General features: G+C 60.5%; 23 protein-coding genes and 3 pseudogenes. 16 read left to right on the top strand and 10 right to left on the bottom strand.

What is annotated here, in order from left to right; all coding sequences use genetic code 11:
* Window positions 1-230: 230 nt before the first annotated feature.
* From NKJ73_RS22510 to NKJ73_RS22470, 9 genes and pseudogenes are all read right to left on the bottom strand, one after another.
* Window positions 231-988, bottom strand: a pseudogene (locus NKJ73_RS22510) (ABC transporter permease); the annotation flags it as partial.
* A 137-nt stretch (window positions 989-1125) separates the two neighbouring features.
* Window positions 1126-1746: a nitrogen fixation protein NifQ gene (locus NKJ73_RS22505; protein ID WP_352571077.1), complete on the bottom strand. Its 621-nt coding sequence runs from the start codon at window positions 1744-1746 to the stop codon at window positions 1126-1128.
* A 357-nt stretch (window positions 1747-2103) separates the two neighbouring features.
* Window positions 2104-2319 (bottom strand): annotated as a pseudogene (locus NKJ73_RS22500) (IS5/IS1182 family transposase); the annotation flags it as partial.
* A gap of 113 nt (window positions 2320-2432) precedes the next feature.
* A complete protein-coding gene (locus NKJ73_RS22495; protein ID WP_352571075.1) occupies window positions 2433-2645 on the bottom strand; it encodes a hypothetical protein in 213 nt (70 codons plus the stop codon).
* Window positions 2646-2745: 100 nt separating this feature from the next.
* Window positions 2746-3897 (bottom strand): porin, encoded by a 1152-nt coding sequence (locus tag NKJ73_RS22490; RefSeq protein WP_352571074.1) that lies wholly within the window; start codon window positions 3895-3897, stop codon window positions 2746-2748.
* Window positions 3898-4214: 317 nt separating this feature from the next.
* Entirely contained in the window at window positions 4215-4871 is a 657-nt protein-coding gene (locus NKJ73_RS22485) for an antitoxin Xre/MbcA/ParS-like domain-containing protein (protein WP_352571072.1), read from the bottom strand.
* A gap of 1506 nt (window positions 4872-6377) precedes the next feature.
* On the bottom strand, window positions 6378-7019 hold the full coding sequence (locus tag NKJ73_RS22480; protein ID WP_352571071.1) for a nuclear transport factor 2 family protein: 642 nt from the start codon (window positions 7017-7019) through the stop codon (window positions 6378-6380).
* A 221-nt stretch (window positions 7020-7240) separates the two neighbouring features.
* A complete protein-coding gene (locus NKJ73_RS22475) occupies window positions 7241-7432 on the bottom strand; it encodes a ferredoxin (protein WP_352571069.1) in 192 nt (63 codons plus the stop codon).
* A 40-nt stretch (window positions 7433-7472) separates the two neighbouring features.
* On the bottom strand, window positions 7473-8690 hold the full coding sequence (locus tag NKJ73_RS22470; RefSeq protein WP_352571068.1) for a cytochrome P450: 1218 nt from the start codon (window positions 8688-8690) through the stop codon (window positions 7473-7475).
* Window positions 8691-9117: 427 nt separating this feature from the next.
* On the opposite strand from NKJ73_RS22470, the pseudogene NKJ73_RS34320 reads away from it, so the two are divergent.
* Window positions 9118-9458: pseudogene (locus NKJ73_RS34320) on the top strand (hypothetical protein).
* Window positions 9459-9549: 91 nt separating this feature from the next.
* On the opposite strand, the gene NKJ73_RS22465 reads toward NKJ73_RS34320, so the two are convergent.
* The gene (locus tag NKJ73_RS22465; protein WP_352571066.1) at window positions 9550-10617 is read right to left on the bottom strand and encodes a hemin-degrading factor; all 1068 of its coding nucleotides are present in this window, start codon (window positions 10615-10617) and stop codon (window positions 9550-9552) included.
* A gap of 725 nt (window positions 10618-11342) precedes the next feature.
* Between NKJ73_RS22465 and NKJ73_RS22460 the strand changes: the two genes are divergently transcribed.
* The 15 genes from NKJ73_RS22460 (at window position 11343) to NKJ73_RS22390 (ending at window position 24169) form a co-directional block, all read left to right on the top strand.
* A complete protein-coding gene (locus NKJ73_RS22460) occupies window positions 11343-11663 on the top strand; it encodes a HesB/IscA family protein (protein WP_023678237.1) in 321 nt (106 codons plus the stop codon).
* A gap of 264 nt (window positions 11664-11927) precedes the next feature.
* Window positions 11928-12173 (top strand): NifU family protein, encoded by a 246-nt coding sequence (locus tag NKJ73_RS22455; protein WP_352472419.1) that lies wholly within the window; start codon window positions 11928-11930, stop codon window positions 12171-12173.
* Window positions 12124-13341: a cysteine desulfurase NifS gene (gene nifS / locus NKJ73_RS22450; RefSeq protein WP_352571065.1), complete on the top strand. Its 1218-nt coding sequence runs from the start codon at window positions 12124-12126 to the stop codon at window positions 13339-13341. The genes NKJ73_RS22455 and nifS overlap by 50 nt, the downstream gene beginning before the upstream one ends.
* Window positions 13338-14546 carry a homocitrate synthase gene (gene nifV / locus NKJ73_RS22445; protein WP_352571064.1) on the top strand — a complete coding sequence of 403 codons (1209 nt, stop codon included), beginning with the start codon at window positions 13338-13340 and terminating at the stop codon, window positions 14544-14546. Before nifS ends, nifV begins: the two co-directional genes overlap by 4 nt.
* Window positions 14543-14923 carry a nitrogenase stabilizing/protective protein NifW gene (gene nifW, locus NKJ73_RS22440; RefSeq protein WP_352503026.1) on the top strand — a complete coding sequence of 127 codons (381 nt, stop codon included), beginning with the start codon at window positions 14543-14545 and terminating at the stop codon, window positions 14921-14923. Before nifV ends, nifW begins: the two co-directional genes overlap by 4 nt.
* 177 nt (window positions 14924-15100) lie before the next feature.
* Window positions 15101-15952, top strand: coding sequence for an electron transfer flavoprotein subunit beta/FixA family protein (locus NKJ73_RS22435; RefSeq protein WP_352571062.1), 852 nt, complete (start codon window positions 15101-15103; stop codon window positions 15950-15952).
* 18 nt (window positions 15953-15970) lie between these two features.
* Window positions 15971-17080, top strand: a complete 1110-nt coding sequence (locus NKJ73_RS22430; RefSeq protein ID WP_352571061.1) for an electron transfer flavoprotein subunit alpha/FixB family protein — start codon at window positions 15971-15973, stop codon at window positions 17078-17080.
* Between the two features lie 9 nt (window positions 17081-17089).
* Window positions 17090-18397 (top strand): FAD-binding protein, encoded by a 1308-nt coding sequence (locus tag NKJ73_RS22425; RefSeq protein ID WP_023678244.1) that lies wholly within the window; start codon window positions 17090-17092, stop codon window positions 18395-18397.
* An 11-nt stretch (window positions 18398-18408) separates the two neighbouring features.
* Window positions 18409-18708, top strand: a complete 300-nt coding sequence (locus NKJ73_RS22420; protein WP_023678245.1) for a ferredoxin family protein — start codon at window positions 18409-18411, stop codon at window positions 18706-18708.
* Between the two features lie 181 nt (window positions 18709-18889).
* The gene (nifA, locus tag NKJ73_RS22415; RefSeq protein ID WP_352571060.1) at window positions 18890-20653 is read left to right on the top strand and encodes a nif-specific transcriptional activator NifA; all 1764 of its coding nucleotides are present in this window, start codon (window positions 18890-18892) and stop codon (window positions 20651-20653) included.
* 238 nt (window positions 20654-20891) lie between these two features.
* Window positions 20892-22370, top strand: a complete 1479-nt coding sequence (nifB, locus tag NKJ73_RS22410) for a nitrogenase cofactor biosynthesis protein NifB (protein ID WP_352571058.1) — start codon at window positions 20892-20894, stop codon at window positions 22368-22370.
* Window positions 22371-22402: 32 nt separating this feature from the next.
* The gene (locus tag NKJ73_RS34315) at window positions 22403-22597 is read left to right on the top strand and encodes a 4Fe-4S dicluster domain-containing protein (protein ID WP_023678248.1); all 195 of its coding nucleotides are present in this window, start codon (window positions 22403-22405) and stop codon (window positions 22595-22597) included.
* A gap of 99 nt (window positions 22598-22696) precedes the next feature.
* Entirely contained in the window at window positions 22697-23017 is a 321-nt protein-coding gene (locus tag NKJ73_RS22400) for a nitrogen fixation protein NifZ (protein ID WP_352491475.1), read from the top strand.
* The gene (gene nifT / locus NKJ73_RS22395; RefSeq protein ID WP_023678250.1) at window positions 23014-23226 is read left to right on the top strand and encodes a putative nitrogen fixation protein NifT; all 213 of its coding nucleotides are present in this window, start codon (window positions 23014-23016) and stop codon (window positions 23224-23226) included. The genes NKJ73_RS22400 and nifT overlap by 4 nt, the downstream gene beginning before the upstream one ends.
* Before the next feature lie 37 nt (window positions 23227-23263).
* Entirely contained in the window at window positions 23264-24169 is a 906-nt protein-coding gene (locus tag NKJ73_RS22390; RefSeq protein ID WP_352571057.1) for an SIR2 family NAD-dependent protein deacylase, read from the top strand.
* Window positions 24170-24175 lie beyond the last annotated feature (6 nt).

Below are 24175 nucleotides of genomic sequence, written 5' to 3'. Positions count from 1 at the left end.
TGACAGGAGAGATCTCAGCAGCGCAGCGGGACGAGAGATGCAATCGCATGCACGGCGCGGCGCGATCCTCCGCATGATTACTTTGGCGGTTGCAGGCTTCGTTTCGCCGAGCGTATAGGCCGACTGGATCGCCGCCGCGGCAGCCTGTTCCGAGGTCGGCCTCCGATCTCGCATGGACCAGCGCCAGCGCCCCACTGGCTTCACCTCCGGGCCATGGCGACCTTCGCCGCCAGACAGGCGAACCTCGCCGGCACCGGTTTCCATTTGGCGACGATGAGCGCTGCCAGTACGATGGAACCCTTGCTGGCGGTCATATCCTTCACGAAGCCGGCATTCTGGGGGAGCGACAGCTACGCGCCGGCCATGCCCGTCAGAACGCCGATGAAGATGCCGCACGATAGCGCAGCCAGGTCACCGAAATGCCAGTGGTATCAACGGCGCCCGGATTTTCGCCGACCGCGCGAAGCCCTAGGCCGAAGCGGGTGCTAACAGCACCAACCAGGTAGATGGCACCATCAGGGACGCGACATAGACCAGCAGCGAATGGTCGGATAGACCGGCCCGAGCACCGGCACGCTGCGCACCGCTTCGGCGCTGGGCACAACGATCGAATCGCGAGTCTTCAGAGAGCGCCGGCGCGCGCCCTGCCGGAACCAGGCCTGGACGAGAATGATGGTGGAGCGCGGCAGCGATGAAACTGATGGCGACGCCGAAGACGATCTGGTCGCCGCGATGGGTGATCGAGGCGAAACCGTGCACCAGCGCGAAAAACACGGCGGTGGCCACGGCGGCGCCCAGGCCGAGCCGAGCCTGTAACCGCGGCCGCCGAGGCGCCGGCAAAGGTGCCGGCCAGCATCTTGCCCTCGAGCCCGGTGTCGAAGACGCCGGCCCGCTCCGAATAGAGCCCGGCCAGGCAGGCGAGCAGCAACGGCACGGAGAACACCAGTTGCTCGGCGGCGATGGTGCGGGTCGGGTCCTGCTCCGCCATGATGACGGCACCGCCGAAGGGAGCATCCAAGCAACCGGACAGCAGATTCAAATCCTCGAAGGCGTCGGTCGACATTCGACAAGAGACATATGGCGCGGCGCGAGCCCAGGCGCTTGTACGACTGACGAAAGCGGCTCTTAATCCAAGGCCATGCGGTTCTTGATCCGTGTGAGGCGGCTTTCGCCTTCCTCCGGGCCGAAGCAGCTTTCGAAATCATTGCATTCCCGGCAACTGGGCGCGCTGCACAGCGAAAAACCTTCGGCCTCGCAGAGCTTGCGGTAAAAGTACTTCTTCCATTTCATATTTTGGGTGTTGCCGGCCGCCAGCGTCGGAAAATGCGAGGCGAGCAGGCGGCCGAGCTCGGTCCGATTAAAAAGGCCGAGGTCCTGCCAGAGATGGTCATTGCGCATGGCACGCCGGGCGATGATCTTGGCGAAGCGGGCGCTCGCCTTGTCGCCCGGCCGGGCATGCTCCAGCAGCAGTCCACGCAGAAGTTCTTCCTCCAGATCCGGCTCGGGCTCGCTCACCTCTTCCAAGGCAAACGCGTTGATTGGAATAGCAGGGAAACTGCGGGCCAGGACATCGCGCAGCTCGGCGCGCGAAAGGCCGGTTGCCTCCGTCGCCGTCGCCTCGCCGGCCTCGATCTCCTCGAGCGCACTTGAAAGCACACAGGCAAGCACATGCTGGTCGAACCTCCTCTCCAGCTCGATCTGCGGCCATTGGCCAGTGCTGAGCCGGGCATAGTGTTGGGCAAACATGGTGCCGTTCTCCTGGTTTGTCCTATCAAGTCATGCAGCGACCGGGCGGCCGCAACATGGGTCGGGCAGTTCTTCGGGCAGAAGCGGGCGCCAGGCTCCGCAGCCAATGCAAAGGTCGGCAATGGTCGAGAACCATGATCATGCGATCGAGCTCGCCGTCGAAATCGTATCCTCGCCGCCGCAGACGCTGAGGATTTCACCGAGCGGGCGCAGCCGATCCAGGTCCTGCCATCGATAGCGGTCAGATATTGCGCATCCGTCTGAAGCCCTCACAAGGTGTGCGACAGCAAGGTGAACGCTGCGCTCCGGCCGGAGGCCATAGGAACAGCGATTGAAGCCGGGGGAAGGCATGTCTGATCGAATGTTCGTCTTCGCCTGTCCGGCGACCGTCTTGATCCATCCGAACCGCCTCCTCAATGCGCTTGCGGATGCGCTGGCTGACCGCATAGTCGCTGTGCCGCGTCGTGCGACCGTCGATCGCCGAACGGCGCCCGTTGGTGTTCTGCGCCACGTGCGGCGTCACCTTCATCAAGCGTAACTCGTGAAGTCCTGCGCATCGTAGGCCTTGTCGGTGGCACTGGACGTGGCGCCCACCTGCTGGCGCGATTCCCCATCAGGTCGTCTGGGTTTCGCTGGCGAAAAAAACTTCCGCGTGTCTCTGCGCGATCCATCCCGCTTGCGCGTGCCTAGTCAACCAAAAAACTGACCATCTGCAGGATCAGGATCAGCAAAAAAAAGCCAAAGGCAGACGCCAAAACAGCTGCCAGCAGGACGATGCGTTGTTTCTTACCCACAGTTCCCCCGGGAGAGAGTCTGATGATAACCGTTAAAAAAAGGGCGCCCGGGAACAGGGCGCCCTTCTCATCGACGAAATGCTCGGATTGGAGGTCCGTGATCAAGCAATTCGCCGAAACCTCTACAAGCCTCACCACAATGGTTCAGCCGCGAATTGAAGGCTCGCAGTTACCGCTTCGAACGCGGCAACGGGCTCTTCAATCCTCAGAACGAGCGCTGGAAGCGGAGGAGACCGCCGACGCTGTTCTTCTTGTCGGCATTGGTCCAGTTAGAGAAGTCCACATCCCCGAACTTGCCAGCGTGGAGATAGTCGACTTCGGCCGTGATCGTCAGACCAGGAACGATATCGTAGGCGACATTGGCGGCAATGCCGAGGTTCTTCCACTCGTCATACGCCGCCTGAAGGTTGAAAGAGGTCTTCTCGTTGAACTTGTAGGTGCCGCCGCCCCAGACGGCCCAGTTGCCACCCCACTGCTTGTAGAAGCCGCGGCCGCCGGCAGGAATGGCGTAGGTCCCATCGGTTAGGTTGTCGTCGGTCCCATAGCCAGCCATAATGAAAAGGGACAGTTCGTTGGTGGCGTTCACATCCAAGCGGACCTTGCCGGCTACCTCTTCGTAGTTGCTGTCGTAAGCCACGACGCCGCTGATGGCGCCCCAGCCCTGCGTGTACTTCACGCCGCCGACAAGATGCGGAACGTAGCTGTCGATCGTGCCGACGACGCCAGAACCCTCTTCGAGCGATACCACGGCGGAGAAGCCATTGCCGGCGTCGAAGTAGTACTGCACGACGTTGGTGTCGAAATCGCCGTAGGGAACGAGCGTATCGTTGAGGACGTTGCCGGCATAGCCGATAAACGTATCGAACGCCGATTCGTCCTTGCCGACGCGAAGGCCACCGAGCTGGATCCAGGCGAAGTTTAGTGTGATGCCCCTGTTGAAGGCATAGTTCTGGGGACTGTCGGGACCCGAATAGGCGTTGCGGTTACCGAAATTGAATTTGGTCTCGGTGTATGTCTTCAAAGTACCGAGTTCGGTTTCCTGGCCGGTCCAAGTCCTTAGGTCAAAGCGGGCGTTCTTGCGCCAGGTGCCCTGGTCGCTGCCGTCTTGGACGTCGTGGGTCCGCGCCCCGTCGTAGGAGCCAACGTCGCCAGCGCTGATGTCGTAACGGACATAGCCGCCGATGCGCAGGCAGGTTTCGGTGCCGGGGATGTAGAAGTAGCCCGAGCCATATACGTCGCAGATCTTGACGTATTCAGCCGGTTCCGGCTCGGCGACCGTCACCGCGTCGGCGGCGCGAGCACCGGAAGCTGCGATCAGAGCCGCAGCTGAGCCGAGAAGAAGGCTCTTGATGTTCATACTTTATCTCCATTCAATGATTTGAAAAGGGCGAGGACGTCGATGGACGAACCGCTCCCGGTCCCCACGATCGAAAAAGATGCGCATCGCGATGCATCCTTCCCGGCTCGAACGCTATTCACCGGGGGAATTAGTGCAAGTTCAAATCCCGTTTGTCAGCCACATAACGAAGTACAGTTGTATTTTTATCACTGAATCTTCAATATTACTTGCACAAATTGGACAACTATACATTTGCACAAATCGCGCAATTGGTACAATTGGTGTTTACGCACGTATAGAATGTGCGCGAGCAGCCACCGGCGTCCGGCCAATCGTCAGATAGGTTCAATCAGAGAAATAGCCTGGGCGGCCGATGAAACAACTTCTGTGTTCATACCTTCTCTGAGCAATTCGATAGGGACGCGACCCTTGAGAAGCGGCGAGGGGCTGATCAGCCACAGCCAAGCCAATCTGGGATCGGAGATCGAGGAAAGAACCTGCCTGATTCCGGGCATAGGCCTGCCGTCGATGAACTGAGCCAGGGGAAATACATGCTTACGGGAGCCTCTCCGAAAGGCAACCACATCATTGTGTTGCTGCCACCAATACAACGTGGATCGCGGTATTCCAAAACGTCTCTCGAGATGCGTCGACCCGGCAACTGGACCGGCCCATTCTGCAATGCGCGCGCCTTCTCTCGGGCAATCTTTCAGAACCGGATGCCCGAGCGGATGATCGGCTGGCCGGGGTCGCGAAGCGATCTCACCCGCCTGGGCGTTTAGCCGTCGCGCTGCTTCGGCCTCGAGCCTACCAAGAAATTCGGCGGCCACGGCGGTCAATTCGTTGGAAGGAGAACCCGAAGGCGCAACAGCAGCCTTGTCACCCTGCTTCGCCTCATCGCATTGGGCAAGAATGCGCTGCACCTCCCTCATGACAAAGCTTGAAAGCTCGGTCTGGCGCTTTTCATCCCCAAGATCACTCGACGCGGACATATGTGGCTTTCCCAATAGCATTCCCTCAGCAAGCCGCCGAAAGAGCGTTGAAGACATGAAGTTTGGAGGACGGCGATGTGTTGCGTCTTCGTTTGCCCGCGACCTAGCAACCGTCTTGCGGTTTCAACTTGTGCCTCTCAATAAAAAACGGGAAGAACGTCGATGGACGATCCGTCTTTGTCCACACGATCGAAACAGATGCACATTTCAGTGCATCCTTAGCAACGTGACGCTATCCGCAACGCTCGTTTTGGCAAGTTAAAAGTTTATCTTTGTATCGTTATATAGTTTGGACGTTGCTTTTATGCAACTATTTTCCAAGTGTTACTTGCACAAATCGAACGTATTGCACATTTAGACAAGCTGTATACTCGCCCACGACTTCGACGCTCGCATTTACTGGCGACATACATGCTTCCCCGTTGCCGCATCGCATTGGCCAGGTGCAGGGCACCTCCTTCATGACAAAGCTTGAAAGCCCGTCCTCGGGAGGTTTCATTTGCAAGATCACTCGAACCACTCATACGGGCTTCCCGGCAGGGAGAGCAGGTTTTATCCGGTGCCTCAGCGGACTATCTCAGCCGAAGGACCAGGCGCCGCGTCCTCGTCACCACCGACCAGCAGGCCCGCTGATCACGAGTGGTATCGAGATCGAAGGAAGGTGTGGTATTTCGCTCATTGTAGGCACCCGAGGATATCTCTACAGGCCGCATGGGCGTTTGTCCTGCTAGCTGCTAGTATGCGCGACGTGGTGTTCAGTTCGCCAATATAATATTCCGGACGATACCATCGCGTTTGCAGATGGCCGCGTCCCATGGGGAACTGCGGCTGCTTCGACGCTCGCAAGGACGTCCGGAATGAAGCACTCCGCCGCGTAGCGAGTACGACGGACCCGATCGTCTTGCGTTTAAAGTGGTGCGACTTGATCTGCTTGATCAGATCTGGTGCGCCTCTTCTGGAACGGCCGCGGCCAGGATATCGTCCTCGGTCCCCGACGACATATGCGCCCCGCTTCTGGATAAGCGCGTACCCCTTCGCTGAAGTCGCAGAATAGTCTAGCTGCAGGGTACCCGAGCATCCAGTTGACTGCTGGAACAGACCCGGAGACTGATCTTCTTGGAAGGCAAACCGCATCGGCGCCTTTACGCAATTGCTACCCTGGCGGCACTGCGCGACGCTTGCACGCCGGTGACGTCTGTGTAGACGTATCAGCAAAGACGAGCACCTGATGCCCCGAGCCGACCCGGTGCGTTGTTCTAGGGTAACGGCCAGTTGCAGGCCCATATGGGCTGTTCGTGGGTTCCGGCAGCGGTCCAACTCTCGATTTGACAGCCGAAGCTGGTGAGGGATCCGCCGAGGACAGGCGCTTGCCCCGATGAGCGGCTCTGCGGAGGTCCCGCAAATCGATGCACACCAGCGTCGTCGGCGGGCTCGTGGCGACAGAGAAGAACGCTGTCACCGTCACGCCGTCGCGGGGAGAAAAGGGCACTCCTATCGGCCGCATCCTCACCCGGCAGGCTTTCGCCGGGATCGCTGTGGCATTGCAAAATTGTTATACTCTTTTATCCCCACTGCCGATGCGGCCTCCCACTCGAAACCTCTGACGGCATCAGGGCGAGAAGGAATGCGACGCTTCTTAAGCGTGTAAACCGGATCGTGCGGATGCGGTGCTCCAATAGGCTGTCGCGGGCCGAACCGTTCTGTTTCAACGACCGCTGGTGGGATCTGCTCCTCGAGCCAATCGTAGACCACTGTCCGTTCGGCAATCCGCCACTCCCCCTCCCTCTTGTGAAACAGATCGCAGTATCGGCCGCAGAGGAGCGCCTGGCGTACTTCTCCGTCGTTGTCCGGTCCGCGTTGCAGCGCGGTGAAATAGCTCTCGACCGCAGCCTCTGCCGAGCTGATGAATTCGATCAGGACGTTCGTGATCTGATGGATGTTGCGGGGTCCGCTCTTGAAGACGCTGAGCGCAAACCGGATAAAGCCCTCTGCCGAGCCGCAATTGGCCCGGTGATTGCCATACGCATCGGGCCAGTACGCGCTGCGGAGCGCCGCTTCATCCACGCGGTCTATTCCGCGGCAGTACCGATAGAGGCAGTCGCGGATCGCCTCGCGGTCGAGTGGTTCGGTAATTTTCGTCTGGTCCATCGGCTCTGTCGCAAATTCTGTGATTGGAAGAGGTGTTTCGCGAACCCCCGCCCTGCCGTTTGCGCCTCATGGGGAACACCTCGGCGCCGGAAGTGCCCCGCGGAGTTGGACGTGGACCGTGCTGGGACAGAGCTCGCGTGCCGTCCTTTCCAGTGCGGCCACATGGTCGACCCCATTCAAGCCCGCCAGACTCTCGGTTGAATGACGTCTGATTCAAAGCGTCAGCGGGTGAGTTCCAGCGCACGTTCAGGACAGCATCGCGCGCCTCGCGATGCAGGCAGCTCCTCCCCTACCGCAACTTCAATGTCACCAGGCAGGATGTAGCCCTCGTCATCAAGCTTGAAGATGTCCGGCGCTTGCGCCGCACATCGCGCGTGACCCTGGCATTTGGCCTTTTGGACGATGATGCGCATGGCGCTGCCTCCATTGTCTGTGCCCCGGCTCGGGGCGGGCCTAAGACCAGTCCAGGATCAAATTTTCGATCCCGAACACATGGCCGCCAGAGGTTACGGGTGCCGTACCCTGCTTGATCCTGAAAGCCGGGATGCGCGCCAGCCACTCCTCCAGGCCAATGACAATCTCCCGCCGGGCAAGGTGTGAGCCAAGGCAACGGTGGGGACCATAGCCAAACGCTGCGTGGCGATTGTCCTCCCGCTCCAAATCGATCGTGTTGGGGCATTCGAATTCCGCCGGGTCACGATTGGCAATCATCGTGGCGCAGGAAACATAGTCCCCCTTCCGGATCGGCGCGCCTTCGAAGTCGATATCTTTCGTAGCCACGCGGATCAACTGAATGGGCGGATAGGCCCGCAGCAATTCTTCGGTTGCGAGCGGGATGCGGTCCGGTTCGCTCCGCAGCAATTGCTGATCTTTGAGGTTGCGCGCGAGGTACGCCAAGTCAAAGCCTATAGCTGCTGCGACCGTGTCGAGCCCAGCGACGAAGACAAGCACGCCGATGCCGCGGACTTGGGTGTCCGTCAGCGGGCGGCCCTCGACCTGTGCCTGCACGATAAAGGTCATGAAATCGTCAACCGCCTCCTGGCGGCGCATGGCCGCAAGTTCGTCGATGAATGCCACGATCGTCCGGGCAGCCACAGGTCGTTCCTTATCGTCGCCGTGGAGCAGATCTTTCCCCCAGCCGACGAATGTATCGAGTCGGTCATCGGGCAACCCCAGAAAGCGAAGAAAGGTGCTCACCGCGAAAGGAAAGGCAAAATCCTTCATCGCGTCGCAGCTTGTGCCCGATGCGACAATCCTATCGATCAGCATGATCGCTTGCTCGCGGACAGCCGGCTCCAACACCCTCACCCGCTTTGGCGAAAGCAGCGGATTGAGCAGTGAGCGAAAGACGCCGTGGGCCGGTGGATCGAGCTCAAGCGGGATCGTCGGCCAGTTTTCACCCAGTATGGAGGAGAAGATGCTGCGATGGCTGGAAAAAGTCTCTGCGTCCTGCAGCACCTTCCGCTGGTCCGCGGCACGGGTGATGACCCAGGTACCCCGGCCATCTTGCGTGTTGTAGCGGGAGTAAAAGATCGGAGGCCCGTCATGTACGCAAGCGACAGCTGCGTGTGGATCCCCGTTGGGTGTTGGTGGCATGCCTGGCGATGTAAACAGACTGAAGTCCCTCACCATTTCGGGCGGGACATGATCTGGAACGGGGTTGGTCGCCATTTTGTGTTCTCTACATTGGCGTTCATGGCTCGATTGAGATTGCACGGCTGTTCATAAAGTCAATTTCCAGCATGGCACGTCTCTTGTCGGGCGCCTTCTAGATTCTGTCGCCTGATACAGCCCACCTGCACCAGCGCGGATGAGATCGGTTGCGAAGTCGATCAGAAGGGGCATCTCCGCCGCGCTGCGGTCATGAAGCAAAGCCGCCGCTTATCCCCGTTAGGGTTGAGAGGCTGGTCAATCACCTCTGAGCCCGTGACGCACTGCTGATGCCCTGCTGATCAAATTGTCGAAGCAAGTCGCGTGCCGGATAGGCGTACCCATGGCGCTGCACCAATCGATGCCAGCCTGCACTGGGCCCGCCGCTGATGATCACCTGTCCATCATTCTTAGGACAACGTCCGACAACCGACATCCGTGGTCGGTTTTGTCGAGTCCGGGACATCGGGCTGTTCGGCTTGGCTGCTGCTGCACAGCCTTCCGGTCGACGAGCGAGGAGATCGCTCGCACGGCCCGGATTGAGCAACGACGCGATCCAGCGCAAGGATCGGGTGCGGTCCGACAAGAACCGACGGCGCTTGCGCGCGATGATCGGAAATATCAACAAGGTCGAGCCGCGCTTCGGTTCGGCGCTGATGGCGTATGCGTTTTATCGCTCGCAGGCGCTGCAAGGATTTCCGGTTAGACGGCGATGCACTTGTGCGCAGCAGTCCGGCCGGCGACGAACTGGACTGTATCGATGCGGTCAATTCCGGCGTGCACACCTAACCGTCCGTATGCGCTACTACCTCGCAGCCGCTGTCGCAACGTGGTGCCGAGTCCTATGGCGGCCGGTTCAATCCGAGGGCCTGTCGGCACTCTACACGTCACCGTGGGTCGGACCATGAACACGTGGCAGACTCTCGGCCAGAAACCGCCAGTCGCTGCGCTCGCGTTCGCCTTCCTTGCGCGTGCCGAAGAACTGGATGATCATCTTGCCGTCGGCGCCATAGGCTTCAATGGACGTGACGTGACCGTCCCTCGTCGGCTTGCGCACGGCCCAGACCTCGCGGATGTGATGGGTCCTAAGATGCAGATGGAAGGTCTCGTCGAGCACATTGATCCGCGGCCCGATCTGCTTGACCGACTTGATCGGGCCGGAATGGATCTGGATGCAACCATGATTGCCGACAAAGCACATGATCGGCATCTCGTCTTCGGCCGCCTGTTGGAAGAGGGCGCCAACGGCATCATTGTCGAGCAGCCAGGCGTAATCCTCGTCGGCCATACGCATCGCCTGGCAGCGGCTGAGCTTCAGTGCCTTCAACATATGGTAGAACTGATGCACGTCGCTCAGCCCGCTCCAGTGCTCGCGTAGGTCGTCGACCGTGGCGGCTTGGTCTGGACTCACTGCGTTATCGCGCACCCCGCTCGCCTCGACCGATATGATCGGCTCCTGGTCGGAGGATGCGAGCTCTGCCGCCAGATTCTGATAGGCCTGCAGGTTCGAGGCGGGCCTGAGATGTACTTTGTGCATCGCCTCGCCGGTGGCATCAAAGAATTGCAGGCTGCGGCGGATCTCGGCTCCCTCGCGCTTCTCGACGGCGAAGCCATACGCCCACGCTTTCGGGAAGATGCGCAGGTCGATCTCGTCGCCGAGCACCATGGCATGCGGGTTGCCGGTGACCACTTTGTCGTAGACGCCGATCTTTTGGTGCACGGCACTTTGGTTGCGGGTGACCGCCATCACCTCGCCGACCGCTTCGAGGCCGGTCAGCAGATCATCGACGCGCGGCTCGATGCGCACCGCGCCGTGACCACAATGCGCCGCGACCAATTCGGCTTCCGAAATGGCCAATCGAGCGGCGAGATCATGCTCCCGGATTTTCGGATTGTCTTCGCACGCCCGCCGGATTTCGTCCGGCGATGGTTTCTCGCGCTGGTCCATGTCTTACCCCTGCTTCCACCTACGTGTGAGGATCAGCTGCACTGCCCGGGAATCTTCAGCCGATAAGGCGCGCCGAAACGCTCGACCCTGATCTGCTGCTGGCCCGTGAACAAAGTGTCGCTGGACAGCGTGCGCACGTCGTCGCACCCGCGCGAAAACCGGGGGTGCTATCGGAGCGGCGAGACCCGAGTGACACGTGCAGGCACATGCCGATGGAATCTCATCGAGCCGGTCGGTGGCCACCGGGCGGTGGTGAGCGATTGTGGGTGTTGTCGCAATCGGCCAATCGGTCATTCGGATGCCACGGGCGGCGCTGCTTCGCCAAACAAAGCGTGTCTGACCCAGTCCTGACATGTTGCTCCCTTGCTTCGCCGCATCGATCGCGAGGGCACCCACGACACGATTGTGGATCGGCAGTCTCTTGCCGCCTCGCCAGTGGAGCTTCAAAAACCGTGCCAATTGCGCCGAAGCAAGCTCAGAAGGAGTCTTCTGCAATGGTCATTGGTTTAATGTGAGTTCAGCCAACAACTCAGGCCCAACATCCCGCGTGGCGGACCCGACAAACCCGACAGTACGTGTCGGTTGGCCGACACCTTCGCAGCAATGGACTCACAAGAACCACCGCAGGGTCAGAGATGCCGCGCTGTGTTGAAACATTTTTTCGCTTTGGCACGGTGCATGCAACGTGATGCGCAAGCAGGTCCCGGACTGAGGAGAATGGAGCCATGATTACGCTCACCGACAACGCTGTTGCCGCCATCAAGACTGCTCTTTCCCGCGCCAGCGAGCCGGCGGAAGGCTTTCGCATCATGGTCCAGGCCGGCGGCTGCGCCGGCTTCAAATACTTAATGGGCCTGGAGAGCGTGTCGCGCGAGGGCGACGCGATCACCGAGACAGATGGGATCAAGCTGTTCGTGGACGCGGGCTCCCAACCGCATGTCGCCGGCATGACCGTCGACTTCCTCACCGGGCTCGAATCTTCCGGCTTTGTCTTCGATAACCCCAACGCGCGCGAGAAGTGCGGCTGCGGCAAGTCCTTCAGTTGATCGCCCGAAGCGCCTGTGCGGGTCCATGAAGCGATTGCCGCCGACGGACTCATTTGCGGCAGAGGAGGCTTATATGGCCGGCACAACAGATGTCCCTGTCCTCAAGAACAAGGCAAGGTCGAAGCCGATCTTGGGACCGGCAATCGCTTCAGGTAGGATGCAAAGAACGTCGCCTGCCGAAACAGTTCGGTTCCTGGTGGCACCCAAGCTGCTGGCGGCCAAATCGCGCCGCTGCGCCAAATTCGGCTTATCGATAACGTTGTCGTGTTCGGGCGTCCTTACCTGCGGGCTGACGGCGGCGACTGCGGACTTGTCCATGTGGACGCCGATCCGGTCTACGTCAAACTCTCGGGCGTCTGCGCCGGCTGCCAGTTCGGGCCCATCATCATCAACGGCATACGCCAGAGGCTCAATGAGGCGGTCGCGCGCTCGCGTCATTCCGGTCAACTGAGGATCGCACATGAAACCTGTCTACCTCGACAACAACGCAACCACACGGGTCGATCCTGAGGTCGTGCAAGCGATGTTGCCGTTCTTTAGGGAACAATTCGGCAACCCTTCGTCGGCGCACGCTCTTGGCGCCTCAGTCAGTGCGGCGGTGAGAAAGGCGCGGAGGCAGTTGCAAGCTCTGATCGGCGCGGAGTTCGACGATGAGATCACCTTCACCTCGGGTGGGACAGAAAGCGACAATGCAGCGCTTCTTTCGGCGCTCGAGGCGGCGCCCAACCGAACCGAGATCGTGACGTCCGCGGTCGAGCATCCCGCCGTGCTGACGCTCTGCGCGCATCTTGAGAAGACCCGCCGCGTCAAGGTGCACAGGATCCCGGTGGATTGCCGTGGCCGGCTCGACCTCGACGCCTATGTGGCCGCCCTCACCCCACAGGTGGCAATCGTCTCGATAATGTGGGCGAACAATGAGACTGGTGTGATCTTCCCCGTGGCCAGGCTTGCCGAGTTGGCCAAGGAAGCGGGCGCCCTTTTCCATACCGATGCTGTGCAGGCGGTCGGCAAGCTTCCGATGGACCTGAAGTCGACCGCAATCGACATGCTGTCGCTCTCCGGCCACAAGCTGCACGGGCCGAAAGGGATCGGCGCGCTTTTCGTAAAACGTGGCGTCAATTTCCACTCGCTGATCAAGGGGGGCCACCAAGAACACAACCGGCGTGCTGGCACCGAGAATACGCCCGGCATAGTCGGGCTCGGCATGGCGGCCGAACTCGCCTTGAAATTCATGGACGACGAGACCACACGGGTAAAGTCGCTCCGCGACCGTTTAGAGGACGGGATTCTCCAGAGCATCCCAAGCACCTGTGTCACTGGTGATCCCCTGGAACGGTTGCCCAACACCGCAAACATCTCCTTCGAACATGTCGAAAGTGATGGAATTCCACTCCTCCTCAGCCGCGTGGGCATCGCGTGTTCCTCCGGCTCCGCCTGCACCTCCGGCTCTCTGGAACCGAGCCATGTCCTGAGCGCGATGAAAACGCCACACGCGGCAGTCCGCTTCTCCTTGGCGCGGGACAACGGCGAAGCGGACGTCGACCAGGTGCTCGAGGTCATGCCGGCAATCGTGGAGAAGCTGCGTGGCTTTCCCAGTTCTGGGCCGGGTAAGCGAAGCTCCGAAGACGTTCAATCCGGTCTATGCCTGAGCGGCAGCAGAACAGGCTACCGTCCATGACCCGCCATGTCTTTCTCAACGATACGACCTTGCGCGATGGCGAGCAGGCGCCCGGCGTCGCCTTTACCATGACGGAAAAGCTGGAGATCGCCGAGTCTCTTGCGGCGGCCGGCGTCACAGACATCGAGATCGGCACGCCGGTCATGGGCGCCGACGAGATCGAAACAATTCGCGCCGTGGTCGCGCGGCGTCTCCCGGTTCGGCTCATGGCCTGGTGCCGGATGACGTCGCTGGATTTCGATGCAGCGATCGAGAGCGGCGTCCACGCCGTCAATCTATCGATGCCTGCGTCGGACATCCAACTTGCCGCCAAGCTCGGCCTCGATAAGGCGGGAGCGCTCCAGGTCATCGAGCATATGGTCAGGCGCGCAGCCGCCGCCGGCTTCTTCGTCGCGGTGGGCTGCGAGGATGCCTCGCGGGCCAATCGGGATCATCTCGCCCGCGTCATCGAGACGGCTGCACGCGCCGGCGCAAGCCGCGTCAGGCTAGCCGACACAGTCGGCGTTCTCGACCCGTTTTCGACCTTGGAACTTGTCGCCCAGCTCGTGGCGCAGTCTCCAATCGACCTTGAATTTCATGCGCACAACGATCTCGGACTTGCTGCCGCCAACACGCTGGCCGCGATCCGCGCAGGCGCGCGCCATGCGTCCGTCACCGTCCTGGGGCTCGGCGAGCGTGCGGGCAATGCCGCGCTGGAAGAGGTGGCCGCCGCGATGGCGGTCTTCGACGGCGCGGATACCGGCATCGAGCTGACCGCATTGCCCGACCTCGCCGCCCAGGTGGCTTGGGCCGCCCGCCGGCAGACCGCGGCCATTAAGCCGGTCGTCGGCGCCGATGTTTTCACCCACGAATCCGGCATTCACGTCGCAGGGCTGCTGAAGGACTCGCGTACTTATCAAGGGCTCGATCCGGCTCTCGTGGGCCGCTGCCGGCGTATCGTCATCGGCAAGCATTCCGGCGCCACTGCGATTGCCCATGTGCTGAGCGAAAGCGGTCGCGATCTCGACCCGGATCTGGCAGCCGCGATGGTGGCCCGCGTCCGGCGCGAGGCGGCCGAGACCAAATCGACCGTCACTGCAACTCAACTGGTCGAGCTCTACGATGGAATGTGCAGCGAGGCATCCCTCGCGGAGCTGTGCGGGTCGAGGTCAGCCGTGCGCGAGCGCACCGACACCACAGTTTTCCGACCAGGGAGAATGCAATGAATTGTTCCGCTGACAGCCGCCCCATCGATGTCACCGACATCCTCGCACGACTGAAGCGCCTGTCGGCTGCGGAGGAGTTCTTCGCAGTCCTTGGCGTCTCCTATGATCCGAAGGTGCTGAATGTCTCGCGGCTCCATATCATGAAGCGCGTGGGCCAATACCTTGCCGAAGAAGATTTCTCCGGTCTGCCCGACCAGGTGATTGCCGCGCGGGTGCGCGCGACGCTCGAACGCGCTTACGAGGACTTCGCGGTTTCCTCGCCGCTCACCCATCGGGTCTTCAAGGTGCTCAAAGACCACGATCCGAACAAACCTGCCACGCCGGGCCGCACCTTTGTCCCGTTCGACTCCGTACTGAAGCGGTTCGGACAGGAATGACCGCGACACGGGTTGCGACGCGACAATGTCGAGAAGCCGACAAATCCAGTCATCACCAGGCGCCCTCAGAAGCAACCAAGCGAAGTTCTAGGAATAGGGGGCAGCGCAAAACAGTTGGCACGAATGATGCGCACCAAAGAGATAACCGCCAAGCCCGCATCCGGACAGGAGCCCCCAATGCACATCGTAATCTGCATCAAGCAGGTGCCGGACTCGGCACAGATAAGGGTCCATCCGGTGACGAACACGATCATGCGCCAGGGTGTTCCGACCATCATCAACCCTTACGACCTGTTCGCCCTCGAAGAAGCCCTCAGACTGCGCGACTCCTATGGTGGCGAAGTCACCGTGCTCACTATGGGTCCGCCCATGGCAGAGGACGCGCTGCGCAAGGCGCTCGGTTACGGCGCCGACCGAGCGGTGCTCTTGACCGACCGCTATTTTGCCGGCTCCGACACGCTCGCGACCTCGTTCGCCCTTTCCCAGGCAATCGCGAAGGTTGGCGAGACGTTCGGCACGCCAGACCTCGTCTTCACCGGCAAGCAGACGATCGATGGCGACACCGCCCAGGTCGGGCCCGGCATCGCCAAGCGCCTCGGACTCGTGCAGTTGACCTATGTCGCGAAGATCGCCTCTATTGACCTTGCTGCGCGCGAGATCAAGGTTGAGCGCCGCTCCGAAGGCGGCACACAGATGCTGAAGAGCAGGCTCCCTTGCCTGATCACCATGCTGGAAGGCACAAACGAGATCCGCCGGGGCTCGATCCAGGACGCCCTGTGCGCCGCGCGCAGCCAGGTCTTGAAATGGAGTGCGGCCGACGCCGGCATTGAGGATCTCACCAAATGCGGCCTGCGCGGTTCACCGACGGTCGTCAAGCGCGTTTTCGCCCCTCCTGCGCGGGCGGAAAAGGCGGCAAAAATCGACACCGCCGAGATGGCTTTGCGCGATGTCGCTGACGAACTCATCACGGCAATCTTCACCCGCCAGCCGGCATTGGAACATGAGCTCGCCTTCAACGGCGGCGCGTGAGAGGGCAAGGATCAGACGATGTCGAACGCGAACCGAGAAACCCCTCGCCCTGCCGCCGGCCGTGCCGGAATAAAGAAGGAGCTGCCCGCGCATTTCAAGGACTACCGGCACGTTTGGGTTTTCATCGAGCTCGAACGCGGTCAGGTCCATCCCGTATCATTCGAACTGCTCGGCGAAGGCCGCAAGTTAGCAGACAAGCTTCAGGTCCAGCTTGCGGGCGTCGTGCTTGGACCGCCGGGAGAGGCCATCGGGAACGCCGTTGCCGAAGCCTTCGCTTATGGTGCCGACCTTGTCTACATCGTCGAGGAGCCGCTGCTCGCCGACTACAGGAACGAGCCTTTCACCAAGGCGATGACGGATCTGGTCGATACCCACAAACCCGAGATCCTTCTTCTCGGTGCCACCACACTCGGCAGGGATCTTGCCGGCTCCGTGGCGACGACCTTGCAGACAGGGCTCACGGCCGACTGCACCGAACTTGATGTGGATACCGACGGTTCGCTCGCCGCCACCCGTCCGACTTTCGGCGGTTCCTTGCTGTGCACGATCTATACGCTCAATTTCCGCCCCCAGATGGCGACAGTGCGGCCGAGGGTCATGCCCATGCCGCAGCGGGCGGATAAACCGGTCGGGCGTGTCATCCGGCACAAGCTCTCGGTAGCCGAGGACGAGATCGTTACCAAAATCCTCGGCTTCCTGCCGGATAGTCAGTCGGCAAAGGCAAATCTTGCCTATGCCGACGTCGTGGTTGCGGGAGGCCTCGGTCTAGGCGCGGCGGAGAACCTGCAGCTTGTGAAGAATCTCGCGCGAGCAATCGGCGCCGAGCACGGCTGTTCGCGCCCGTTGGTCCAGAAGGGCTGGATGCCAGCTGATCGGCAGATCGGCCAAACTGGCAAGACCATCCGGCCGAAGCTTTACATAGCGGCCGGGATTTCCGGCGCCGTCCAGCATCGGGTTGGCGTCGAGGGGGCGGATCTCATCGTGGCCATCAACACCGACCCGAACGCGCCGATTTTCGATTTCGCTCACCTCGGGATCGTCACCGACGCGATCCGCTTCCTGCCCGCACTGACGGAAGCCTTCACCCGGCGGCTGTCGCCCCACAGTCGCGACAAGCTTGCGAGCTAAGGGATGGACATGATTGAGGAACAATTCGACGCCATTGTTATTGGGGCCGGCATGTCCGGAAACGCAGCTGCTTACACCATGGCCAGCCACGGCCTGAAGGTGCTGCAGTTGGAGCGGGGTGAATATCCGGGCTCCAAGAATGTCCAGGGTGCCATCATGTACGCGAACATGCTGGAGAAGATCATCCCGGATTTCCGGGACGATGCGCCTCTCGAGCGGCATTTGGTTGAACAGCGGCTTTGGGTGATGGACGACACATCCCATACCGGGATTCACTATCGGTCGGACGACTTCAATGAGGCGAAGCCCAACCGCTACACGATCATCCGTGCCCAGTTCGATAAATGGTTTTCGCGTAAGGTGCGCGAGGCCGGCGCGACGGTTCTGTGCGAGACGACCGTGACGGAACTCATCCGTGACGCCAAGGACAGGGTGATCGGCGTCCGCACAGACCGGGCCGGCGGAGCCATCTACGCGGACGTGGTCGTCCTCGCAGAAGGCGTATGCGGACTGCTTGGCACGCGGGCCGGCCTGCGCGAGATGCCGAAGCCGCAAACCGTGGCGCTCGCCGTCAAGGAAATGCATTTCCTGCCCGAAGAGGTCATTGAGCAGCGGTTCGGCCTCAAAGGCGATGAAGGCTGCGTGATCGAGGCGGTGGGCACGACCTCCCGCAGCATGGCCGGGCTCGGCTTCCTCTATACCAACAAGGAGTCGATCTCACTGGGCATTGGCTGCCTCGTCTCCGATTTCGCCGCGATGGTCGAGAGCCCTTACGTCCTCCTCGACGCCTTAAAAACCCATCCTTCGATCCGGCCGCTGATCGCCGGCTCGGAAGTGAAAGAATATTCCGCGCATCTCATTCCCGAAGGCGGCTACAAGGCTATTCCGCAGCTCTTTGGCGACGGTTGGGTCGTGGTCGGCGATGCCGCGCAACTGAACAACGCCATTCACCGCGAGGGTTCGAACCTCGCCATGACCTCCGGCCGCATCGCGGCTGAGGCAATCATCGAGGTCAAGAGCCGCAACGGTCCTATGACCAAACGGAATCTCGCCCTTTACAAAGCCATGCTGGACAAGTCCTTCGTGGTCAAGGACCTAAGGAAATACAAAGACATGCCGGCCTTGCTCCACACCAATTCCTGCAATTACTTCACGGCTTATCCGCGGTTGATGTCGCAAGCCGCGCAGAACTTCATGCGTGTCGACGGCACGCCGAAGATCGAGAAGGAAAAGGCGACCACGGCGGCCTTCATCAAGGCGCGCTCGCGCTGGGGGCTGGTCAGCGACGCGGTCCGCCTTGCATTGGCGTGGCGCTGAGGGGAGACGAAATGACGATCGCAGTGACGAAGTCACGTGTCGAGGACAAGCTTTACCAGAACCGCTACTTGGTGGATTCTGGCCGTCCGCATATCAAAGTGCGACCGCACGAGAGGCCAAGCGCGAACTTGCTCGCGCTGACCCACGTCTGCCCCGCGAAATGTTATGAGTTGAACGACAAAGGTCAAGTGGAGATCACTGCCGACGGCTGCATGGAGTGCGGCACCTGCCGGATTTTGTGCGAGACCAGTGGCGAGATCGAGTGGAACTATCCACGCGGCGGCTTCGGAGTCCTCTTCAAATTCGGATGAGGACGCACGCACCGTATCAAGAGGGTCAATCTTGGTACACCTGAGGTCGCGACCAACGCCAAGTCTATCTTTGCTTGAATTGCCGCGCCACGAAGAGGCGCTCGTGAATACTGTGCTTTCACAATTCAGACTCAGACACGAAAGGAGGAGCACTCTGGACGACAACCGCTGAGGTGTTTCCATGGCTCACGTACCGCAAGATCGGGTCGACGAGGTAGCACCTCGGGATACCCGCCCTGAACCGCCCATCAAAAGCATGCCCCAAGCAGATATCGCGCTCAGGGGACTCTACGAGATATCGAAGGTGCTGACCGCCCCCAGCGAGCTGGAGATTACGCTCGCCAATGTCGTGAACATCCTGCCTTCGTTTCTGCAGATGCGTCACGGAGCAATCGTCGTCCTGGACGCTGAAGGAGAGCCGGAGATTGCCGCAACTGCCGGCAATACCCACGCACCTCAATCAGGCACTCGCCGCGTCATACCACAGGCCATAACAGATCAAATCGTCGCTACGGGGACGCCGCTCTTCATACCGGACGTCCGCAAGTCCCAACTATTTCAGGCTGACCTTCAAACATCTTCGAGCAGCGGCACCATCCCAATTGCCTTTATCGGTATCCCGCTAAAGGCTGATCATAAAATCCTTGGGACATTGTCGATCGACCGCGCCGGAGACGGCGCCACCGACTTTCGCGACGACGAGGACACATACTTCCTGACGATGGTCGCCAACCTTGTCGGCCGGACGATCCGTCTCCATCGCATCCTGAGTACAGATCGTCAGCGGTCTGTCCATGAGCAATGGAGACCGGAGAAATCGCCCAACGAGGGGAGGACCTACGACCCTGCCCGGCATGCGGATGTCAAAATCGACGGGATCATCGGGGAAAGCCCCGCACTCAAGCAGGTGCTCGAAACCGTCTCGGTCGTAGCAGGGACCAATTCCACCGTGCTACTGCGGGGTGAAAGCGGCACCGGCAAGGAATTCTTTGCGCAAGCCATCCATAAGCTCTCACGTCGGAGGAAGAAGTCTTTCGTCAAATTGAACTGCGCCGCACTGTCTGAAAGCGTTCTGGAGTCAGAACTGTTTGGGCATGAAAAGGGCGCTTTCACGGGTGCTATCTCCCAGCGCGCCGGTCGTTTTGAATTGGCAAATGAGGGAACGCTGCTACTTGATGAAATCGGCGAGATTTCGCCGGCCTTTCAAGCCAAGCTGTTGCGTGTCTTGCAGGAAGGCGAGTTGGAGCGAGTCGGCGGCACCAAAACGCTACAGGTCGACGTGCGCCTCATATGCGCCACCAACAAGGACCTCGAGACGGCCGTCATAAAAGGGGAGTTCAGGGCCGACCTTTATTACCGCATCAATGTGGTGCCAATCATCCTGCCTCCGCTCAGAGAGCGACCCGGCGATATTCCACGCCTTGCGAACGCCTTCCTCGACCGATTCAACAAGGAGAACGATCGCGCACTCGCCTTCGCTCCGTCGGCGCTTGACCTGATCTCGCAATGCTACTTCCCTGGTAACGTCCGCGAGCTGGAGAACTGCGTCCAAAGGACGGCGACACTTGCGCGTTCAAGGACGATCACTCCATCCGATTTCGCCTGTAAGAAGAGCCAGTGCCTTTCCTGGCTCCTCTGGAAGCGAGCCGACCGCTCGAATGGCGGCAATGCCATCGACGATCTCGCACGGGTCAACGCAGTGCCGGTCGGATTGCGGCTGCCGGCCAGTCGCATCGGTGCCTCCGCAGGCAAGGTATCTCCGCTTACGGCCGGCGATCCGAACGATCCCGCTTGTCCCCCGCGTCTGACGGAACGCGACCGGCTGATCGACGCGATGGACAAGGCCGGTTGGGTTCAGGCCAGGGCGGCTCGTATCCTCGGCCTCACGCCGCGGCAAATCGGCTACGCCCTGCGCCGGCATGGTATCGAGGTGAAGAAATTCTAGACGTTGTGATGACGTCAAACGTAAGCCCGGAGTAGTCTCCCTCACACTCTGCGCGCCCAAGGCTGGTAGCCTTCGCGACCCGATTTGCTTGTCCACTGTCGGAAGCCCGACAAAGGTGTGTCGGAGCAATCCGACGGAATCCGACACGAAAGCCAATTCGTGAACCAAAACCGCTCTTTGAGCTGGCATAGCTCTTGCGGTTTGAACTGCGACATTCACCCAGCAACGGAGCCGTTCGATGTCCGCACCGGCAATTTCGCTTGAGAGCCTCAGCACGACATTCGATGACCAGTTGCTTGCCACCGTGAAAGCCGGGGGCTGCGCGTCTTCGTCCTGCGGCTCGTCGATAAAGCCGGACGACACGGATCCGGCTATCTGGGAGAAGATCAAGGATCACCCCTGCTTTTCAGAAGAGGCGCATCACTATTTCGCGCGCATGCACGTCGCGGTCGCGCCCGGCTGCAATATCCAGTGCAACTACTGCAATCGCAAATATGACTGCGCCAACGAAAGCCGGCCTGGGGTGGTCTCCGAAAAGCTGACGCCCGACCAAGCGCTACGCAAGGTGGTCGCGGTCGCCAACGAGGTGCCGCAGCTCTCCGTGCTCGGCATCGCCGGACCGGGCGATGCCTGTTACGACTGGAAGAAGACGAAGGCAACGTTCGAACGAGTTGCCAGGGAAATCCCAGACATCAAGTTTTGCATCTCCACGAATGGGCTCGCGCTGCCGGACCATGTCGATGAGCTTGCCGACATGAATGTCGATCACGTGACGATCACCATCAACATGGTCGACCCTGAGGTCGGTGCAAAGATCTATCCTTGGATCTTTTACGACCATCGCCGCTACTTCGGCATCGAAGCCGCCCGGATCCTGCACGAGCGGCAGATGTTGGGTCTGGAGATGCTGACCGCGCGCGGCATCCTCACCAAAATCAATTCGGTGATGATCCCCGGCTTGAACGATGAGCATCTGATCGAGGTGAATAGATGGGTCAAGGAGCGAGGCGCGTTCCTGCACAACCTCATGCCGCTGATTTCGGACCCGGCGCACGGCACGCACTACGGACTGAGCGGGCAACGCGGCCCAAACGCAATGGAGATGAAGGCTCTTCAGGATCGTGTCGAAGGCGGCGCCCAGTTGATGCGCCACTGCCGGCAGTGCCGGGCAGATGCCGTCGGCCTGCTCGGTGAGGATCGTGGCCAGGAATTCACACTCGACCGGATTCCCGGCGAGGTCACCTACGATGCCCGCAATCGCAAGGCCTATCGGGAGCTGGTCGCGGAGGAGCGCCGTGATCACGTGGCGGCTAGGGGAGAAGCGATCGGATTGGTCAAGGCAGCGAGCCCCGGCAAGTCCCTTCTCTTCGCGGTGGCGACCAAGGGCGGCGGCCGCGTCAATGAACATTTCGGCCATGCGAAGGAATTCCAGGTTTATCAAGCCTCGCCGAGAGGGATCAGTTTTGTCGGGCATCGCAAGGTCGAGCAGTATTGTCTCGGCGGCTGGGGCGGAGAAGCCGCCCTCGATGGCGTCATCGCAGCGCTTGAGGGCATAGATGTCGTGCTGTGCGCCAAGATCGGAAACTGCCCGCAGGATCAGCTCGCCGACGCTGGAATCCAAGCCACCGACGCATATGCCCACGACTATATCGAGACCGCAATCAGCGCGATTTACGCGGCCGCGTCTGGGACCCCCGCACTCGCGGCGACGGCCTGAGCGCGTCTCATCCATTCGGACCAGGAGTTAAAATGGCTTTCAAGATCATCGCATCCCAATGCACCCAATGCGGCGCCTGCGAATTCGAGTGTCCCTCCGGCGCGATCAAGTTCAAAGGCGAGAGCTATGTGATCGAGCCGCAAAAGTGCACCGAGTGCGAGGGGGTCTTCGATGCGCAGCAATGTGCCTCGGTATGCCCGGTGCCGAAGACCTGCGTTCCTGCGTGACGGACATTGGGCTGCCGACATGGTCGGGGATGCCTTCGCAGGACGCCTGGAACGCCTTTGTTCACAATCTGCAGCCTCAAGAGAAATCAGGGAACGGACATGTCGCTCGGACGCGAAGAGGAGGTCGAAATCCGCAGGCCTCCACGATTCATGCCGGGAGAGCGGGTACGTGCCACTCGCCACATAAAGAATGACGGCACCTATCCTGGCAGGGAGATCGGCGAAAATCTCGTGCGGAAGGGCGACGAGGGATATGTGCGCGACATTGGCACCTTTCTCCAGCAGTTCTTCATCTATGCGGTCGAATGGATCGACCGTGGCACCGTCGTCGGCATGCGAGCGCGTGAACTGATGAGCCTCGACAAAGCCGAGGCGCCCTGCAGTGCTGAAAACAATACCAATGAAGGGACGGCCAGATGAAAGTCATGATCCGCAGGACCGATGCTGGCTTGTCGGCGTATGTCCCCAAAAAGGACCTCGAAGAGCCGATCATCAAGCTTGAGAAGGAAGAGTTGTGGGGCGGAACTGTGACGCTCAGGAACGGGTGGCGGCTCCTCCTACCCGATCTTCCACGGGATACGCGTCTGCCGATCACCGTCGAGGCAAGGAAGGTTTCCGAAGAGGACTGATGCTGCCCCTTGATAGGTGCGTCGCGAGGAAACGAGCATGAACACCATCCTGACATCGGGCCACCTCGTCATCGTGCGGGACAGTTTTGCCGAAAAGCTGCTTGACCTGGCGGAGGAAGCGCTCGCCGCCGATGAGGTGATCCCCTATCTCGGTCCGGGTCTTCTTGAATTCAACTGTGCGGAACCGCCTGTGCCGCATACGCCGGAGCTCGTTGCCGCGGCACTCAATGCGCGGGCGCCAGCCCCTTCCAGGATCCGCACCAATATGTGGTCGGTTGCGCAGTTCATCGAACAGCGCCGGCATCGCCGGACGCTTCAAGCTTGGATGACCGACATATTCGCAGCGCCGGTGGCGCCGACCCTCCTCCACGCCTGGCTCGCAAGGCTGCCGCTCTCCCTCATCGTCGACAGCTGGTACGACGGCGCGATGCGCACGGCTCTCGTAGAGACCGGCCGAACGGACGTCGTTGAGATACAAGGCGTCACGCGGGCGAACGAAATCCGGGACATTTGGACGAAAACCTACGATCTGTCCGGGAGGGAACTCGACCCCCGATCGGGGGCAAAGACGGTTCTCTATACACCTCACGGGAGTATTAGGCCGGCGCAAAACTTTCTCGTCGCAGATTCCGACTATGTCGAAGTCCTGACCGAAATCGATATCCAGACACCGATCCCAGACGTGGTGAAGGAAGGGCGCATCACCCGTGGATTTTTCTTCGTTGGCTGCCGCTTCAACGATCAGATGCTGCGCACCTACGCCAGGCAGATCATGAAGCGCTCCCGAGGTCCACATTGCGCGGTAATGGACGCGGAAACGCTGTCCAGAAACGAAGCGCGTTTCCTTGCGGCAAGCGGAATCACGGTGATCGACATGCCAGTAAGTGAAGCCGCGGCTCGGCTTATAGGAACGGGCACTGCTGCAGGTGGTGGACAGGATTAACAATGG

This window comes from Mesorhizobium sp. M0074 (assembly GCF_040322975.1).
GTDB lineage: Bacteria > Pseudomonadota > Alphaproteobacteria > Rhizobiales > Rhizobiaceae > Mesorhizobium.
The sequence above is the reverse complement of the archived record's forward strand: the minus strand, read 5'-3'. Positions and strand labels throughout refer to the sequence as shown.

Bases quoted from the DNA above. Each gene is read 5' to 3' on its own strand.
- NKJ73_RS22475 (WP_352571069.1), bottom strand. From the start codon at position 7,432: ATGCGCATCATCGTCCAAAAGGCCAAATGCCAGGGTCACGCGCGATGT.
- NKJ73_RS22470 (WP_352571068.1), bottom strand. From the start codon at position 8,690: ATGGCGACCAACCCCGTTCCAGATCATGTCCCGCCCGAAATGGTGAGG.
- nifA (WP_352571060.1), top strand. From the start codon at position 18,890: ATGGCTCACGTACCGCAAGATCGGGTCGACGAGGTAGCACCTCGGGAT.
- nifS (WP_352571065.1), top strand. From the start codon at position 12,124: ATGAAACCTGTCTACCTCGACAACAACGCAACCACACGGGTCGATCCT.
- NKJ73_RS22390 (WP_352571057.1), top strand. From the start codon at position 23,264: ATGAACACCATCCTGACATCGGGCCACCTCGTCATCGTGCGGGACAGT.
- NKJ73_RS22485 (WP_352571072.1), bottom strand. From the start codon at position 4,871: ATGTCCGCGTCGAGTGATCTTGGGGATGAAAAGCGCCAGACCGAGCTT.
- NKJ73_RS22400 (WP_352491475.1), top strand. From the start codon at position 22,697: ATGTCGCTCGGACGCGAAGAGGAGGTCGAAATCCGCAGGCCTCCACGA.
- NKJ73_RS22460 (WP_023678237.1), top strand. From the start codon at position 11,343: ATGATTACGCTCACCGACAACGCTGTTGCCGCCATCAAGACTGCTCTT.
- NKJ73_RS22480 (WP_352571071.1), bottom strand. From the start codon at position 7,019: ATGGACCAGACGAAAATTACCGAACCACTCGACCGCGAGGCGATCCGC.
- NKJ73_RS22490 (WP_352571074.1), bottom strand. From the start codon at position 3,897: ATGAACATCAAGAGCCTTCTTCTCGGCTCAGCTGCGGCTCTGATCGCA.
- NKJ73_RS22430 (WP_352571061.1), top strand. From the start codon at position 15,971: ATGTCGAACGCGAACCGAGAAACCCCTCGCCCTGCCGCCGGCCGTGCC.
- NKJ73_RS22465 (WP_352571066.1), bottom strand. From the start codon at position 10,617: ATGGACCAGCGCGAGAAACCATCGCCGGACGAAATCCGGCGGGCGTGC.
- NKJ73_RS22425 (WP_023678244.1), top strand. From the start codon at position 17,090: ATGATTGAGGAACAATTCGACGCCATTGTTATTGGGGCCGGCATGTCC.
- NKJ73_RS22435 (WP_352571062.1), top strand. From the start codon at position 15,101: ATGCACATCGTAATCTGCATCAAGCAGGTGCCGGACTCGGCACAGATA.
- NKJ73_RS34315 (WP_023678248.1), top strand. From the start codon at position 22,403: ATGGCTTTCAAGATCATCGCATCCCAATGCACCCAATGCGGCGCCTGC.
- nifW (WP_352503026.1), top strand. From the start codon at position 14,543: ATGAATTGTTCCGCTGACAGCCGCCCCATCGATGTCACCGACATCCTC.
- nifB (WP_352571058.1), top strand. From the start codon at position 20,892: ATGTCCGCACCGGCAATTTCGCTTGAGAGCCTCAGCACGACATTCGAT.
- nifV (WP_352571064.1), top strand. From the start codon at position 13,338: ATGACCCGCCATGTCTTTCTCAACGATACGACCTTGCGCGATGGCGAG.
- NKJ73_RS22505 (WP_352571077.1), bottom strand. From the start codon at position 1,746: ATGTTTGCCCAACACTATGCCCGGCTCAGCACTGGCCAATGGCCGCAG.
- nifT (WP_023678250.1), top strand. From the start codon at position 23,014: ATGAAAGTCATGATCCGCAGGACCGATGCTGGCTTGTCGGCGTATGTC.
- NKJ73_RS22420 (WP_023678245.1), top strand. From the start codon at position 18,409: ATGACGATCGCAGTGACGAAGTCACGTGTCGAGGACAAGCTTTACCAG.